Origin of the sequence: Rhodococcus rhodnii NBRC 100604, from assembly GCF_001894925.1 — a bacterium.
GTDB lineage: Bacteria > Actinomycetota > Actinomycetes > Mycobacteriales > Mycobacteriaceae > Rhodococcus_F > Rhodococcus_F rhodnii.
Window position 1 is genome coordinate 101,370 of the sequence record NZ_BCXD01000012.1, and the last position, 15,338, is coordinate 116,707.

Genomic DNA, 15,338 nt, shown 5'->3' on the forward strand with positions numbered 1-15,338 from the left:
GTCACACCGGAACGTAGGTGATGACGGGGCGCCCCGGTTTTCCGTATTCGGGGCGCCGCGCCAGCATCCCGTCCTTGACGAGCTGTTCGAGGTAGCGCCGTGCCGTGACGCGCGACATGCCCAGCGCGCTCGCGACCTCCGCGGCCGTGAGGGGAGTGTCCGACTCGCGGACCCGCGTCACGACGGCGGAGAGGGTCGGTGCGGCAACGCCTTTCGGTGTCGTCGCGGTGACGTCGGGGGTGCGCAGTGCGGCCATCGCGCGGTCGATGTCGTGCTGGCTCAACGTCCGCCCCGGCGGCAGCGATTCGCGGAACGCGCGATAGCGTTCGAGCTTGTCGCGGAACGCCGCGAACGTGAACGGCTTGAGCAGATAGAGCGCGACACCGCGCGCCACGGCCGTCCGGACGACGTCGAGGTCTCGTGCCGACGTGATCGCGATGACGTCGGGATTCGGGACGACCGCGTTCATCGCCGCCGCGATGTCGAGTCCGCTCACGTCGGGGAGGCCGAGGTCGAGCAGGACGAGATCGATCGGCTCGGCCGTCTTCGCCGCCGCCGAGAGTGCGCGCATCGCGCCGTGCCCGTCGTGGACGACGCCGCAGGTCGTGAACCCCGGAATCCGTTCGAGGTACGACCGATGGGCGTCGGCGATGCGCGGTTCGTCGTCGACGATCAACACCCGGATCACGACGCACCACCGTACGGCAGCACGACATCCGGCAGCACTACGGTGATCGACGACTCCGGCTCGCGCCGTGCGGCCATCGTCCCGTGGTGGCGCTCGACGATCCGCCGCACGAGCGCGAGACCGAGCCCGCGGCCCGCCGGGCCGGTCGCCTTCGTCGTGTAGCCGCGTGCCGACGCACGCTCCAGAGCGGCGTCGTCCAGCCCGGGTCCACTGTCGGACACCGTGATCCGCAGCCCGCCGTCGGTGCGCGCGATCGCGATCTCGACCCATCCCTCGCCGGGCTGATCGGCCGCGGAATCGATCGCGTTGTCGACGAGATTGCCCAGTACCGTGATCGCCTCGTGGGTTCCGAGCGGGGCCGTGCCGTCGAGCCGCGTGTCGTCGGTGACGGTCAACTCGACGCCCCGCTCGGCCGCCTCGCCCGTCTTGCCGAGCAGCAGCGCCGCGACGGCGGGATCGTGCACGGCGGCGGTGATCGTGTCGACCAGCCCCTGCGAGAGCCGAAGATCCGCGGTGCCGAACGCGGCTGCCTCGTCGTAGCGCCCGAGTTCGACCATCGTCACCATCGTGTGCATCCGGTTCGCCGACTCGTGCGCGTGCGACCGGAGCGTCTCCGCGAAACTGCGCACCGAGTCGAGTTCCCCGAGCGCGTTCCGCAGTTCGGTGCGGTCGCGCGCCGTGAGGACGGTGCCGATCGTGCGGCCCTCCCACAGCACGGGTCTGCGGTCCACGACGAGCACGCGGTCACCCGCGACGTGCAATTCGTCGCCACCCGACGCCGCGACGAGCGACTCGGGCAGGTCCGCGATCCGGACGGTGCCGTCGGGCAGGGCGAGGAGCTGCCGCGCCTCGTCGTTGACGAGATCGAGCAGCTCGTCCGGACCCGCCCCTGCCGGAATCACGATCAGTCCCTCGCCGATCGAGTGGAGGATTGCGTCGCGGTGCTCGTAGAGACGTCGCAGCTCGTCCGGTTCGAGCCCGAGCGTCTGGCGCCGCAGCCGCCGGCTCAGCGCGAGCGACGCCCCGGCCGCGAGCACGAGACCTGCCGCCGCGACGGCGAAGATCTGGGGGAGCGCTCCCGCGACGCGATCGCCGATCCGCTCGCGCGTCACACCGACCGACACGAGCGCGACGACGTCGTCCCCCGAGAACACCGGCGCCACCGCCCGAACGGACGGGCCGAGCGATCCCGTGAACGTCTCGGTGAACGTCTCTCCCGCGAGCGCGCGGTCGATCGATCCGGTGAACGCGCCGCCGATGAGCGACGGGTCGGTGTGGGTGTAGCGCGTGCGATCGGGCGCCATCACGACGACGAAGTCCACACCCGTCGCCGCACGGATCCGCTCGGTCTCGGGTTGCAGGACGGCCGACGGGTCGGGCGCGCGTACGGCGTCCGCGGTGCCGTCGCTCAGTGCGAGCGTCGCGGCCACCTCGGTGACGGTGTGCTCGGCGTCGCTATCGGCCTCACGCCGCTCGTCGACGATGGTCAGCGCGATTCCCAGCGACACGACCGCGACGAGCACGACCAGCTGCCACACGAACAGCCGACCGGCGAGGGTATGGGGCCGGGGCAGGATGCGCACCCCGAATCGCCTGGTCCGTGACACGACTCTCCTGAACGAAAAGACCACAACCTTCTGTTCCCGGCACACCGACAGCAAGATGACCGACGTGCGTGATGCCGGTCACAAAAATGTGCGCGGTCTCACCGGGACCACCGTAAGTGATGTTGGGAGGACGTGATGAGCTCAGCCGAGGCGACCGCCACGGAGGGCGCGCCGCGCAGGAAACGCGACAGGACGCATTGGCTCTACATCGGTGTGATCGTCGCCGTCGTGGCCGGTGTCCTCGTCGGATGGCTCGCCCCAGGTGCCGGCAAGTCGGTGGGCGTGCTCGGAACGATGTTCGTCGACCTGATCAAGATGATGATCAGCCCGGTCATCTTCTGCACGATCGTCCTCGGCATCGGCTCCGTGAAGGCCGCCGCGAAGGTCGGCAAGGTCGGCGGCATGGCGCTCGTGTACTTCCTCGGAATGTCCACGGCCGCACTCGGTATCGGGCTCGTCGTCGGCAATCTCCTCGATCCCGGGACCGGGCTGAACGTCGATCCGGCGTCGGTCGGCTCGGGCGCAGCGCTCGCCGAGCAGGCGCACGAGAGCGGCGGGACGATGGACTTCGTCGCGTCGATCATCCCGACGTCGCTGCTGTCCTCGCTCACGGCGGGCAGCGTGCTGCAGACCCTCTTCGTCGCGCTGCTCGTGGGGTTCGCGCTGCAGAGCCTCGGCGAGACGGGGGAGCCGATCCTGCGCGGCATCGGTCACCTGCAGAAGCTCGTGTTCAAGATCCTGTCGATGATCCTGTGGCTCGCGCCGATCGGCGCCTTCGGTGCGATCGCGAACGTCGTCGGGCAGACGGGGCTCGAGGCCGTCGTTCAGCTCGCGGCACTCATGCTCGGCTTCTACCTCACGTGCGTGATCTTCGTGTTCGGTGTGCTCGGCACGATGCTCCGCGTCGTCGCCCGCGTGTCGATCTTCAAGCTCGTGAAATACCTCGGACGCGAGTACCTGCTCATCTTCGCGACGTCGTCGTCCGAGTCCGCACTTCCTCGCCTCATCGCGAAGATGGAGCACGTCGGAGTCGAGCGCTCCACGGTCGGCGTCGTCGTCCCCACGGGCTACTCGTTCAACCTCGACGGCACCGCGATCTACCTGACGATGGCCTCGATCTTCATCGCGGACGCGATGGGACAGCCGCTCACGCTCACCGAGCAGATCTCGTTGCTGCTCTTCATGATCATCGCGTCGAAGGGCGCCGCGGGCGTCAGCGGCGCGGGTCTCGCGACGCTCGCCGGCGGCCTGCAGAGCCACCGTCCCGACCTGCTCGACGGCGTCGGGCTCATCGTCGGCATCGACCGCTTCATGTCGGAAGCGCGCGCCATCACCAACTTCTCGGGCAACGCCGTCGCGACGCTGATCATCGGTGCATGGACGGGCAGCTTCGACGCCGAGCGCGCTCGCACGGTGTTCTCGGGCGAGATCCCGTTCGACGAATCCTCGATGGTCGACGATCACGGCGCCGGTGACGAGCGCACGGTGATCGAGACCGGGACGACCGAGCCCGCCGCGACCCCGGCCGAACGGATCCGCGGTTAGGTTGGTGCGTATGACCACATCGCTGCAGAACATCGGAATCCGGACGCTCGGCGGCAATCCCATGTCGCTCGGAGAGTACGACGGCCGCGCCGTCCTCGTCGTCAACGTCGCGTCGAAGTGCGGGCTGACCCCGCAGTACGCGGCACTCGAGAAGCTCGCGACCGAGTACGCCGACCGAGGGCTCACCGTCGTGGGTGTTCCGTCCAACCAGTTCGCCGGCCAGGAGCCGGGGACTCCCGAGGAGATCGCGACGTTCTGCTCGACGACGTACGGCGTGACGTTCCCGCTGACGGAGAAGATCGACGTCAACGGCGAGCAGCGGCATCCGCTGTACGACGAGCTGACGCAGAAGGCGGACGACGCGGGCGAGGCCGGCGACGTGCAGTGGAATTTCGAGAAGTTCCTCGTCGCGCCCGACGGCACGGTCGCGCGGCGCTTCCGGCCGCGGACCGAGCCGGACGCTCCCGAGGTGATCGAGGCGATCGAGGCGGTCCTGCCGCCCCGCTGACCGCTGTTGAACAGCAATGCTGACGAAACCCCAGGAGTGGTCCTGGGGTTTCGTCGTCGATGGCGGCAATATCGACAGCTACACTGTCTATATGACGCGTGCGGAATCACTCGACACCGGCCGGACCACCGACATCCCGGGAGACATCCCGCCCGCGGTCTCGGCAGAAGTCTCGGCGTTCCGCGACGACGTCACGACGTTCTTCCGCCGCCTGCGCAGCGAGCGTCGCGACCACAAGCTCACCCCGACCCAACTCCAGGCGCTCGGACATCTCGAACGACACGGGCCCATGACGGCCATCGCGCTCGCCCGCCGCGAGCAGGTGACGCCGCAGTCGATCGCTCGCACGATCGCGCATCTCGAGGGCGAGGGGATGCTCACGCGAGGCCCCGATCCCGACGACGCGCGGGCGAGCCTGATCTCGCTCACCGACGCCGGCCGCGAGCGCGTGCGCGACGACCGCGTCCTGCGCTCGCGCTGGCTCGCCGATCTCCTCGAACGCGAGTGCACCCCGCACGAGCGGGAGGTCCTCTTTCTCGCGGGACGCATCATGCGTGGGCTCGGCGGGGACCCGGACCCCGGCGAGCGGGGCGCTCGGCAGTGACCCGCGCAGCCACCGACACCGCCGCGCCACGCACCCCGCGCGCCGTTCCCACGTCGATCGCCCTCGGGCTCGGCTCCGGCACCATGCTGCAGGGCCTCAACTCGTCGATGATCGCCGTCGCGCTCGTCGCGATCGCCGCGGACTTCGGCAACGGTCCCGGCATCACGTGGGTCATCTCCGCGCTCTACATCGCGACGGCCGTCTCGGCGCCGACGGCGGGCAGGCTCGGCGTCCTGGTCGGGCCCCGCAAACTCTTCCTCGGCGGGCTCGCGCTCGTCGCCGTCGGATCGCTCGTCGGTGCACTCGCCCCGTCGCTCGGCTGGCTCATCGCGGGCCGCGTGATCCTCGGCATCGGCACCGCCGCGCAGTATCCGACGGCCATGACGATCGTGCGGTCGATCGCCACCCGCACCGGCGGCGAGACCCGTTCGGCCCTCGCGATCCTCACCGTGTGCGCGCAGACGATGGTCGCGCTCGGGCCGACCGTGGGCGGCGTGCTCGTCGGCCTGTTCGGGTGGCAGTCGATCCTCTGGATCAACATCCCCATCGTCCTCGTGTCGGCGGTGTGGGTGCTGTGGCGGGTGCCGCGCGACGACGCGCTGGCCGCCGACGCCGGCGAGCCGGCGCCGTCGTCCCTCCGCGCGCTCGTGCACTCGATGGATCTGCCCGGGATGGCGCTGTTCCTGCTCACGGTGTCGGGCGCGATGTTCGTGCTGCTCTCGCTCACGACCGATCCGCTGTGGTGGCTCGCGCCCGGCGTCGTCCTCGTCGCGGTGGCCTTCGTGGTCTGGGAGGCGCGCGTCCGCGAGCCGTTCATCGACGTGCGTGCGATCGCGGGCAACACGGCGCTCGCGGCGACGTTGTCCCGCACGCTCGTCACGTACACCGCGTTCTACTGCATCTTCTTCGGCCTTCCGCAGTGGCTGCAGGTCTCGCGCGGGTTCTCGACGAGCCAGGCGGGCCTGCTCATGCTGCCCGTCGCGGGTGTCGGCATCATCGGCACCATCGTCGCGTCGCGTATGTACGCCACGGCAGGGCCGAAGTGGACCCTCGGCATCGGGACGGCCGCGCTCGCCGTCGGCGGCGTCCTGCTGATGACGCTCGAGAACGCCGCGACGCCCGTCGTCGCCCTCGTCGCCGTCGCCTGCGTGCTCGGCATCCCGAACGGCTTCAACAACATGGGCAACCAGAACGTCGTCAACGCCGTCACGACGGTGCGCGACGTGGGCACGGCGCTCGGCCTCTACCGGATGATCCAGTACATCGGCGCGAACCTCGCTGCGGTCGTCATCGCCCTCGCGACGCACGACGTCGGGCCCGGCGACCAGGGCATCGCGCGGATCGGGGCGTTCATCGCCGTCGTCGGCGTCGTCCTGCTCGTCGGCGTGATCGCCTCGCGATCGCTGCGCGGACTTCGCCCGCGCCACACGTCCGATTCGCCCGGAGTTCACGATCGCGAGGCACACTCGCAGACGTGACCGCGCAGCTGATCGTGTCGGTGTCGGGAATCCGGGCACTCACGCGATCCCACGCCGAGACGTTCGCCGCCGAGATGGACGAGCGCGGTGTGCCGCTGTCGCTCTTCGTCGCACCCCGCGCGAAGGAGCACTATCGGCTCGTCCGCGACGACGCCACGCAGGACTGGCTCCGGCAGCGCCGCGCCCACGGCGACGCCATCGTCCTGCACGGCTACGACCAGGCGGCGACCTCGCGGCGCAGGGCGGAGTTCGCGGCGCTGTCGCGGCACGAGGCGCTGTTGCGGCTCGGTGCCGCCGATCGCGTCCTCGAGCACGCGGGCCTGCGGACGCGGCTCTTCGCCGCACCGCGCTGGAACCTGTCGAGCGGAGCCCTCGCGGCGCTGCCCGCCGCGGGATTCCGGACCGCCGTCACCGCCAACGGCACCCTCGACACCACGACGTGCGAACTCACGCGCACCGGGCTGCTCAGCATCGGTGCGGGCTCGGCGACCGAACCGTGGTGGTGCCGCGCCGTCGTGCTCAGCGCCGAACGGCGTGCGCGGCGAGGCAACACCGTGCGACTCGCCGTCACCGCGACGCAGCTCGGCCGTTCCGGGCCCAGACGGGCCGTGCTCGACGCCGTGGACCTCGCGCTGCACCACGGCACGGTGCCCGCCGTCTACGCGTGGGAGAAGCGGCTGCGCCGCGCCGCGTGAGAGCAGGTCGTCAGAGTTCGACCGACTCCTCGTCGGCGACGACGCGGAACTCGGTGCCCTCGGGCGCCATCTCCGGGTAACGGCCGAAGAAGATGCCGCGGCCGGCGTCGCCGAGGATGCCGTGATGGATCGGGACCGCGACCCGCGGCGCCACGGCACGCAGGTAGTCGATCGACTCCCAGATCTTGAGCCACGGCGCCGCCGCGGGGAGCGCGAGGACGTCGACCTTCTCGTCGGGAACGAACAGCGAGTCGCCCGGGTGCATGAATCGCGCCCGGTTCTCGGCGTCGCCGACCAGGTACGCGATGTTGTCGATGAGCGGGATGTCCGGGTGGATCACCGCGTGCATCCCGCCCGTGCCCGCGACGTGCACGTTCGCGACGTCGAACTCGTCGCCCGGCCGCACGGGCGTCCAGTCTCCGCCGAGCTGCTGCGCGGTCTGCGGGTCGGCGTAGCGCGCGGCACCGGGGTTGCCGTCGACGAGCGCGGGCAGGCGGGTGGTGTCGACGTGATCGGGATGCTGGTGCGTGATCATGATCGCGTCGAGATCCGTGACGCCTTCGAACCCGTGCGACAGGTTGCCCGGGTCGAAGAGGATCTTCGTGCCGCCGAGTTCCACGAGCACGCAGCTGTGTCCGAAGTGAGTCAGATGCATCCCTCGAGTATCACCGGCCCGGCGCGGCCGGTGGTGAAACGACGCGCTGCGGGCCGCCGCGGACCGACCGGTAAACTCGGCAGCGGCCGATACGCCCCCATCGGCCCGCCGTACCTACCGAGGAGCGTTCGCGTGGCCCGTGTCGTCGTCGAAGTCATGCCCAAGGCCGAGATTCTCGACCCGCAGGGTCAGGCCGTCGCGAAGGCGCTGCCGCGTCTCGGATTCAACGGCGTCACCGACGTGCGCCAGGGCAAGCGGTTCGAGCTCGAGGTCGACGGCAGCGTCGACGACGCGCAGCTCGAGCAGATCGCCGAAGCGCTGCTCGCGAACACCGTGATCGAGGACTGGACCGTCCGCCGGATCGAGGCGTGAGCATGACCGCACGCATCGGGGTCGTCACCTTCCCCGGCACGCTCGACGACGTCGACGCCGCGCGCGCCGTCCGGCTCGCCGGTGGCGAGGCCGTGAGCCTGTGGCACGGTGACGCCGACCTCCGCGGCGTCGACGCCGTGATCGTTCCCGGCGGCTTCTCGTACGGCGACTACCTGCGCTGCGGCGCGATCGCCCGGTTCGCCCCCGTCATGGGCAAGGTCGTCGAGGCAGCCGGGAAGGGCATGCCCGTCCTCGGTATCTGCAACGGCTTCCAGGTGCTGGCCGAAGCGGGCCTGCTGCCGGGTGCGCTGACCCGCAACGAGGGCCTGCACTTCGTGTGTCGCGACCAGTGGCTGAAGGTCGAGAACACCTCGACCGCGTGGACGAGCCGTTACGACGCCGGCGCCGAGATCCTCGTGCCGCTCAAGTCGGGCGAGGGCCGCTACCAGGCGCCGCAGCACGTCCTCGACGAGCTCGAGGGCGAGGGCCGCGTCGTCTTCCGTTACTCGGGTGACAACCCGAACGGGTCGCAGGGCGCCATCGCGGGCATCTCGTCGGCGAACGGCCGCGTCGTCGGCCTCATGCCGCACCCCGAGCACGCGACCGAGCCGCTCACCGGCCCGAGCGACGACGGTCTCGGCATGTTCTATTCGGTCCTCGACGCCGTCGTCTCCGCCTGATCGGTCTCTCTGCGCGACCAGGACCGTCTCCGCCCGGTAACGATCTCGCCCCAAACCGGGGACGTCGTGGCCTCCTCGTGATTGGGTGTCGGCACATGCCCAGAGTGCATGTGCGACTGCGTGCGACGAGGAGGATGCGGGTGCCGAACGTTCGATCGAGTTCCTTCCGGTGGGGTTCGGCCCGGTGGTGTTCGGCGCTGTCGGCCGCGGCGGTCGCCGCGGGGTTGTCGGTCGCGGTGGCGACTCCGGCCGCCGCGCAGGGCGGCCCGTGCGGGCAGACGTCCGGAAGCAGCAGCGGCAGCACGGTGTTCGGTAGTTCCACCGGATCGTTCCGTGACTTCGGCCTGCCGTGGCTGTCGGGTCCGCCCGACGGCGGCGTCCCGCAGCTCATCGGGCGTACGCAGGCGATCGAGATGGTCACGGGCCCGGGCAGCCCGAACGAGACCATCGAGCGGTTCAGCGTCTCCGGCACCGACCTCGGCATCATGTGGCCGAGCGGCGGCGAGGTCATGATGGCCTTCGGCGACACCGTCGGCGACTGCGAGACGCCCGATGCCGACTGGCGGAGCAACGTCCTGTTCCGCAGCAGCGACACGAACCTCGAGGACGGCATGCGGATCGACTCGTCGCCGCTCGACGCCCCGGGGCACTCCAAGCAGATCATCGACGGGCTCCTCGACCTGCCGCCCGGAAGCCCCGTCGAGTACACCGTGATCCCCACGGCCGGTGTCTCGATCGGTTCCGATCAGTACGTCCGCTACATGTCGGTGCGCAGCTGGGACACGCCGGGCAACTGGACGACGAACTACTCCGGTCTCGCGCGCTCGACGGATGGCGGCGAGAACTGGACCACCGAGCCCGGCACGGCGCGGGTGCCCGCGCCCATCCCCGAGGTCACCATCCCGGGGCTGCCGTCGGTCGCGGCCGCGAACGCGAACTTCCAGCAGAGTGCCTACGTCACCGGCGACGACGGCTACATCTACGAGTTCGGCACCGGTTCGGGCAGATTCGGGCCCGCGCGTCTCGCGCGCTTCGCGCCCGAGCAGGTCAACGACCTCGCGGCCTACCAGTACTGGAACGGGTCGGCGTGGGTCGACGACATCGCGGCCGCCGACGTCGTCATCCCCGGCACCGTGAGCGAGCTGTCGGTGCAGTGGAACGACTACCTCGGCAAGTACGTCGCGATGTTCACCGATCCCGTGCGCGGCCTCGTCATCCGGCAGGCGGACGACCTCGAGGGGCCGTGGAGCGGAATGCAGACGCTGCTCAACGGCGCGCTGCTCCCGTCGCTGTACGACGGCTTCATGCATCCGTGGTCGGACGGGCGCTACCTGTACTTCGTCGCGACGACGTGGAACCGGTACAACGTCATCTACATGCGCAGCGACCTGCAGGGCCTGCAGATGTCGGCGACCGATCAGGCCGACCGGCTCGATCCGCAGACGACGCTGGAACGGATCGACTACCCGGGGTGACGGTGGCGTCCGGCACGGCGCGGGCCTGACATGATGGGGGCATGACCCTCACGACGTGGACCAACGCCGAAGGCCTGTGCGATTTCGTCGACGCGTCGCCGTCGCCGTTCCACGTGTGTGCGACGGCGTCGGCAGCACTGCTCGCGAGCGGCTTCGTCCGGGTCGACGAGACGCAGTCGTGGCCGAGCGAGCCCGGCCGGTACTTCGTCGTCCGGGGTGGGTCGCTCATCGCGTGGAGCACCGAATCGGTCTCGCGCACAGCGCCGTTCCGGATCGTCGGCGGCCACACCGACAGCCCCAACCTCCGCGTCAAGCAGCATCCGGATCGCGTCGCCGCCGGGTGGCGGATCGTCGCGCTCGAGCCCTACGGCGGCGCGTGGCTGAACTCGTGGCTCGACCGCGACCTCGGGGTGTCGGGCCGGCTGAGCGTGCGCCGCGGCGCGGTCGCCGAGGACGTCCTGGTGCGGGTCGATGATCCCGTCCTGCGCGTCCCGCAGCTCGCGATCCACCTGTCGGAGGATCGCAAGGGCGTGCACCTCGATCCGCAGCGGCACGTCGACGCCGTGTGGGGTCTCGGCGACACCCCGCGGTCGTTCCTCGCCTACATCGCCGATCGCGCCGAGGTGGCCCCGGACGACGTCCTCGGCTTCGAGCTCATGACGCACGACTGCGCGCCCAGCCGGGTCACGGGTGTCGACTCCGAGTTCGTCAGCGCGCCACGCCTCGACAATCAGGGAACCTGCTACGCCGGCATGCACGCACTGCTCGCCGCGGCGGACGCGCCCGGCGACTTCGTCCCGGTGCTCGCCCTCTTCGATCACGAGGAGGTCGGCAGCATGTCCGAGCGCGGCGCGTTCTCGGATCTGCTGAACTCCGTGCTCGAGCGGATCGTGCTCGCGCGCGGCGGCGGCCGCGAGGAGTACCTGCGGGCCAAGGCCGGGTCGCTCGTCGCGTCGGGCGACATGGCCCATGCGACGCACCCGACCCAGCCCGAACGGCACGAACCGCTGCATCGCATCGCGCTCGGCGGCGGCCCCGTCCTCAAGGTCAACCAGAATCTGCGGTACGCGTCCGACTCGCGCGGCGAGGCCGCGTTCGCGCTCGCGTGCGCGCAGGTCGGGGTGCCGCTGCAGCGATACGTCCATCGGGCCGATCTCCCGTGCGGTTCGACGATCGGCCCGATCACGGCCTCGCGCACCGGAATCACGACCGTCGACGTCGGAGCGCCGCAGCTCGCGATGCACTCGGCGCGAGAGATCATGGGAGCAGCGGACATCCGGATGTACTCGGACGCGCTCGCGGCCTTCCTCAGCCCCGAGGACTGACCGACGCCGCGGGACCGGCCGAGACCGGATCGTTCCCGGTGACTCTGAGCGGCGCCTTCGGTGAGACCGTCGTCGACGACGCGCCGCAGCGCCCGCTCGCGCCCGTCGTCCAGTTCGACACCGAACCCGACGCGGACTCGTGGGAGGCCTCGTCTCCATCCCCAAGCCCGTCGGTGTCCCGGCCGCGCTCGCGTTCCCGTCCGGCCCGTCGCTGACGTGGGCGACCGAGCAGATCACCCCGCTGGTGGCCGACGCCGTCGCCGAGTAGTCGGGCCGTCGCTCGTTCGCGACTCGCGTCTGCGGGCCGGGCGTCTCTTTGCCCATCCATAGCGAACGCCTAAGAGTGTCATTGCGCACCGCTCTTTGCCCTCTGTGACGGAGGCCACTTGAATTGCCTCATCCCACAGAAGGTGAGTGCAATGACGCAACGAACGACCCGCGCGGCCTGCGCGGCAGTTCTCGCCGGGGCGATGACCGCCACGGCGTGCGGCGGTGGCCACGACATCACCGGCGCGAGCCTGAGCGAGATGGAGCCGCTCACGCTGCGCTACGCCGACTACACGTCGGCGTCGTCGGCCGGGCCGTTCCAGGCGTTCGCGGACGAGGTGGAGGAGCGCTCCGGCGGCGTCGTCACGTTCGACCAGTTCTGGGGCGGATCGCTGCTCAAGGGTGCCGACATGGCGCAGGGCATCCGCGGGGGAGTCGCCGACATCGGCATGTTCACGCCCAGCTACTACCCGTCCGAGTACCCGGTGACGGACTGGATGACGAAGCTCGGCAGCGCCGTCGAATCCGAGTATCCGCTCGGCGCGATGCAGGCGTTCGGCGCACTCTCGGACTTCGCACTCAACGAGCCCGCCGTCACCGAGCAGTTCGAGGACCGCGGCATGAAGCTGTTGTTCACCTGGACTCCGGCGAGCAACTACCACCTCGCGTGCAAGGAACCCGTGACCTCCCTCGCCGACGCCGCCGGCAAGCGCGTCCGCAGCGGTGGCGCGTTCAACTTCACCGAGATCGAAGCGATGGGAATGGTCCCGGTGAGCCTCCCGACCGGCGAGATCTACGAGGGTCTGCAGCGCGGCGTCATCGACTGCACCGTCGTCAGCGCGAAGATCCTCGTCTCCCTGGGGATCTGGGAGGTCGCCAAGCACTACGTCGAGGTGCCGCTGACCGGGTACACGCAGTTCCTCGTCATGAACCTCGACGTGTGGGACTCGCTGCCACCCGACGCGCAGCAGGCGATGTGGGATGCGCTGCCGACCTGGCACGAGGAGTACCTGCGGCAGGAGTCGCTGATCCTCGAACAGCGCAAGTTCGACGAGGGGCCCGAGCACGGCGTGCAGTTCCACACCGCCGACGACGCGATGGTCACCGCACTGCGTGACCATCAGCAGCAGGTGCGCGCGAGCCTCGCGAGCGACGCACCTCCCGGCATCGACGATCCCGCCGCCGTGATCGACCGGTACCGCGCGACGCTCACGGAATGGCGCGAACGGCTGGGAACGGCGGGCTACGACGAACCCGCACCCGAGTCGGCCGATCCCGAGGAGACCGCGCTCGACCTCGCCCCTTTCCGGACCGACATGGAGAACGAGGTCTTCGGGCCGCTGCGACCGGGAGACGACCGATGACCGTCACCGAGAACATCACGCCCACACCGCGACACGAGCGTGGACGCTTCGATCGCGTGTTCGCCGCGATCGTGTTCGGGTGCGCCACCGTCGCCGGTCTGACCACCGTGTTCATGGCACTCCACATCGCCGTGGACGTCACCGGCCGCAACCTCTTCAACAGCCCGCTGCCCGGCACCCTCGAGATCACCCAGAACTGGTCGATGGTGATCGTCGTGATGCTGTCGATGGCCTACGCCGAGCGCGCCGGCGAACACATCGGGGCGACCCTGCTCACGGCGAACCTCACCGGACCCACCAAGTGGTTCTCCGACGTTCTCGTGCGCGCCGTCGCCCTCGTGATGGTCGCGGCCCTCACGTGGTACTCGATCGTCGCCGCCGTGTTCGCGACCGAGGTCCGGCAGGTCGCCCTCGCCGCGATCGCCGTGCCCGTGTGGCCCGTGAAGATCGTGCTCGCCGTGGGCTTCGCCCTGTTCACCGTCCAAATCCTGCTCTCGCTCGTCGCGGTACTGCGAGCGGGACCCGGCGCATCGAAGGACTCCGATGGCACTGCACGCTGAAGCCCCGCAGCACGATCCCGCTGGCGTCGCGCCCGGCCCCGGCGACGGGACCGGATCGAACGAGAAGCGCTGGAACACCGGCTATCTGGTGCTGGTCGGTGCGGCGGCCGTCCTCGCCCTCGTGGTGCTCTTCACTCCCACGATGGAGGACACCACCGTCGGTCTGCTCACCATCGTGCTCGCGATCATGTTGCTCGCCACTGGAATTCACGTCGGTATCGCGATCATGGCGGCCGGCGCGCTCGGGTTGTGGAAGCTCGCGGGGACGAGCGCGGTGGCGGTGACACTCGAGGACGTCCCCTTCGCGTCCGCCGCGAGCTGGAGCCTGTCGGTGATCCCGCTGTTCATCCTCATGGGCATCGCGATGGGCAAGTTCGCGCTCACCGCGAAACTCTTCTCCGCGGCGGAACACTGGCTCGGGAAGCTCCCCGGCGGGCTCGCCGTCTCCACCAACTACGCGGGCGCCGGGCTCGCGGCGTCGAGCGGCAGCACGATCGCGATCACCTACACGCTCGGCCGCACGACGATTCCCGAGATGATCCGCGCCGGCTACAAGCCGTCGCTCGCGACGGGCGTCGTGGCGATGTCGGGCAGTCTCGGCATGCTCATCCCGCCGAGCGTCGTCCTCGTCATCTACGCGGGCGTCGCCGAGACGCCCGTCGGCCCGCAGTTGCTCGCCGCGCTCGTCCCCGGCCTCGTGACGGCGTTCGCGTACGGGCTCATGATCATGATCCGCTGCACGATCGACCCGACGCTCGCGCCGCGGACCGGCCGCACCTACACGTGGCGCGCACGCTGGCGCTCGCTCGTCGACGTCACGCCCGTCACCTTCATCATGGTGCTGCTCATCGGCGGCATGTATTCGGGACTCTTCACACCGACCGAGGCCGGGGCGTTCGGTGCGATCGCCGCCGTCCTGCTCGGCTGGCTGTTCGGCCCCGACCGCAGCGTCCGCTTCCTCGGCCGCACCCTCGCGGCGTCGCTCCGCGAGACGGCGGCCGGCGTCGCCTCGATCTTCCTGCTGCTCATGGGCGTTCACGTGCTCACCAGAGTCGTCGCGCTCAGCGGCGTCGCCGACGTCCTCACCGACCGGGTCACGGCACTCGGGCTCTCGCGGGTCGCGTTCCTGCTCCTGCTGATCGTGGTCTTCCTGATCCTCGGCATGTTCATGGAGGGGCTCGCGCTGATCCTGCTGACGGTGCCGATCCTCATGCCGGTGCTCGCGGTGTACGACGTCGATCTGGTGTGGTTCGGCGTCTTCATGATCATCCTGGTGGAACTCGCGCTCGTGACACCGCCGATCGGACTGCTCAGCTACATCGTCCATCGCATCGCGCAGAACCCCGACGTGAACCTCGGAACGCGGATCACGCTGTCGGACGTGTTCAAGGGGACCGCGTGGTTCGTCGCGGTGAGCGGGGGAGTGCTCGTCCTCCTCGTCTTCTGGCCCGATCTGGCACTGTGGCTGCCGGGAACGTCCTCTGCGGAGTGACGAGGGGCGGCGACGGTAGACTG

General features: G+C 69.9%; 16 protein-coding genes. 13 read left to right on the forward strand and 3 right to left on the reverse strand.

Translation table 11 applies throughout. From position 1 onward, the window contains the following. Window position 1: 1 nt before the first annotated feature. Both RR1_RS10960 and RR1_RS10965 read right to left on the reverse strand, forming a co-directional pair. The gene (locus RR1_RS10960) at window positions 2-688 is read right to left on the reverse strand and encodes a response regulator (RefSeq protein WP_010840237.1); all 687 of its coding nucleotides are present in this window, start codon (window positions 686-688) and stop codon (window positions 2-4) included. Beyond that, a complete protein-coding gene (locus RR1_RS10965) occupies window positions 685-2,295 on the reverse strand; it encodes a sensor histidine kinase (protein ID WP_238559095.1) in 1,611 nt (536 codons plus the stop codon). The genes RR1_RS10960 and RR1_RS10965 overlap by 4 nt, the downstream gene beginning before the upstream one ends. Before the next feature lie 135 nt (window positions 2,296-2,430). On the opposite strand from RR1_RS10965, the gene RR1_RS10970 reads away from it, so the two are divergent. The 5 genes from RR1_RS10970 to RR1_RS10990 all read left to right on the forward strand — a co-directional run bounded on the left by RR1_RS10970 (window position 2,431) and on the right by RR1_RS10990 (window position 7,125). Further along, window positions 2,431-3,840 carry a cation:dicarboxylate symporter family transporter gene (locus tag RR1_RS10970; RefSeq protein ID WP_040775439.1) on the forward strand — a complete coding sequence of 470 codons (1,410 nt, stop codon included), beginning with the start codon at window positions 2,431-2,433 and terminating at the stop codon, window positions 3,838-3,840. Between the two features lie 10 nt (window positions 3,841-3,850). Next, entirely contained in the window at window positions 3,851-4,348 is a 498-nt protein-coding gene (locus RR1_RS10975) for a glutathione peroxidase (RefSeq protein ID WP_010840233.1), read from the forward strand. Window positions 4,349-4,439: 91 nt separating this feature from the next. Then, the gene (locus RR1_RS10980; RefSeq protein ID WP_081634270.1) at window positions 4,440-4,952 is read left to right on the forward strand and encodes a MarR family winged helix-turn-helix transcriptional regulator; all 513 of its coding nucleotides are present in this window, start codon (window positions 4,440-4,442) and stop codon (window positions 4,950-4,952) included. Beyond that, window positions 4,949-6,430, forward strand: coding sequence for an MFS transporter (locus RR1_RS10985; RefSeq protein WP_010840231.1), 1,482 nt, complete (start codon window positions 4,949-4,951; stop codon window positions 6,428-6,430). Before RR1_RS10980 ends, RR1_RS10985 begins: the two co-directional genes overlap by 4 nt. Then, a complete protein-coding gene (locus tag RR1_RS10990; RefSeq protein ID WP_010840230.1) occupies window positions 6,427-7,125 on the forward strand; it encodes a DUF2334 domain-containing protein in 699 nt (232 codons plus the stop codon). The genes RR1_RS10985 and RR1_RS10990 overlap by 4 nt, the downstream gene beginning before the upstream one ends. A 10-nt stretch (window positions 7,126-7,135) precedes the next feature. Here RR1_RS10990 and RR1_RS10995 read toward each other — a convergent pair whose 3' ends face one another. After that, on the reverse strand, window positions 7,136-7,780 hold the full coding sequence (locus RR1_RS10995; protein ID WP_040775436.1) for an MBL fold metallo-hydrolase: 645 nt from the start codon (window positions 7,778-7,780) through the stop codon (window positions 7,136-7,138). 132 nt (window positions 7,781-7,912) lie between these two features. Here RR1_RS10995 and purS point away from each other — a divergent pair, with 132 nt between their 5' ends. The 8 genes from purS to RR1_RS11030 all read left to right on the forward strand — a co-directional run bounded on the left by purS (window position 7,913) and on the right by RR1_RS11030 (window position 15,315). After that, on the forward strand, window positions 7,913-8,152 hold the full coding sequence (purS, locus tag RR1_RS11000; RefSeq protein ID WP_010840228.1) for a phosphoribosylformylglycinamidine synthase subunit PurS: 240 nt from the start codon (window positions 7,913-7,915) through the stop codon (window positions 8,150-8,152). A 2-nt stretch (window positions 8,153-8,154) separates the two neighbouring features. Then, window positions 8,155-8,832 (forward strand): phosphoribosylformylglycinamidine synthase subunit PurQ, encoded by a 678-nt coding sequence (gene purQ, locus RR1_RS11005; RefSeq protein WP_010840227.1) that lies wholly within the window; start codon window positions 8,155-8,157, stop codon window positions 8,830-8,832. Between the two features lie 134 nt (window positions 8,833-8,966). Then, window positions 8,967-10,307 (forward strand): glycoside hydrolase family 183 protein, encoded by a 1,341-nt coding sequence (locus tag RR1_RS11010; RefSeq protein WP_010840226.1) that lies wholly within the window; start codon window positions 8,967-8,969, stop codon window positions 10,305-10,307. A 41-nt stretch (window positions 10,308-10,348) separates the two neighbouring features. Further along, on the forward strand, window positions 10,349-11,632 hold the full coding sequence (locus tag RR1_RS11015; RefSeq protein WP_072713631.1) for a M18 family aminopeptidase: 1,284 nt from the start codon (window positions 10,349-10,351) through the stop codon (window positions 11,630-11,632). Window positions 11,633-11,771: 139 nt separating this feature from the next. Next, window positions 11,772-11,900: a hypothetical protein gene (locus RR1_RS22885; RefSeq protein WP_010840224.1), complete on the forward strand. Its 129-nt coding sequence runs from the start codon at window positions 11,772-11,774 to the stop codon at window positions 11,898-11,900. A 151-nt stretch (window positions 11,901-12,051) separates the two neighbouring features. Then, window positions 12,052-13,263 carry a C4-dicarboxylate TRAP transporter substrate-binding protein gene (locus tag RR1_RS11020; protein ID WP_010840223.1) on the forward strand — a complete coding sequence of 404 codons (1,212 nt, stop codon included), beginning with the start codon at window positions 12,052-12,054 and terminating at the stop codon, window positions 13,261-13,263. Continuing rightward, window positions 13,260-13,823, forward strand: coding sequence for a TRAP transporter small permease (locus tag RR1_RS11025; RefSeq protein WP_010840222.1), 564 nt, complete (start codon window positions 13,260-13,262; stop codon window positions 13,821-13,823). Before RR1_RS11020 ends, RR1_RS11025 begins: the two co-directional genes overlap by 4 nt. Then, complete coding sequence (locus RR1_RS11030; protein WP_010840221.1) at window positions 13,807-15,315, forward strand: TRAP transporter large permease; 1,509 nt, start codon at window positions 13,807-13,809, stop codon at window positions 15,313-15,315. The genes RR1_RS11025 and RR1_RS11030 overlap by 17 nt, the downstream gene beginning before the upstream one ends. Window positions 15,316-15,338: the final 23 nt, after the last annotated feature.

Bases quoted from the DNA above. Each gene is read 5' to 3' on its own strand.
- RR1_RS10970 (WP_040775439.1), top strand. From the start codon at position 2,431: ATGAGCTCAGCCGAGGCGACCGCCACGGAGGGCGCGCCGCGCAGGAAA.
- RR1_RS10975 (WP_010840233.1), top strand. From the start codon at position 3,851: ATGACCACATCGCTGCAGAACATCGGAATCCGGACGCTCGGCGGCAAT.
- RR1_RS10980 (WP_081634270.1), top strand. From the start codon at position 4,440: ATGACGCGTGCGGAATCACTCGACACCGGCCGGACCACCGACATCCCG.
- RR1_RS10995 (WP_040775436.1), bottom strand. From the start codon at position 7,780: ATGCATCTGACTCACTTCGGACACAGCTGCGTGCTCGTGGAACTCGGC.
- purQ (WP_010840227.1), top strand. From the start codon at position 8,155: ATGACCGCACGCATCGGGGTCGTCACCTTCCCCGGCACGCTCGACGAC.
- RR1_RS11010 (WP_010840226.1), top strand. From the start codon at position 8,967: ATGCGGGTGCCGAACGTTCGATCGAGTTCCTTCCGGTGGGGTTCGGCC.
- RR1_RS11015 (WP_072713631.1), top strand. From the start codon at position 10,349: ATGACCCTCACGACGTGGACCAACGCCGAAGGCCTGTGCGATTTCGTC.
- RR1_RS11020 (WP_010840223.1), top strand. From the start codon at position 12,052: ATGACGCAACGAACGACCCGCGCGGCCTGCGCGGCAGTTCTCGCCGGG.
- RR1_RS11025 (WP_010840222.1), top strand. From the start codon at position 13,260: ATGACCGTCACCGAGAACATCACGCCCACACCGCGACACGAGCGTGGA.
- RR1_RS11030 (WP_010840221.1), top strand. From the start codon at position 13,807: ATGGCACTGCACGCTGAAGCCCCGCAGCACGATCCCGCTGGCGTCGCG.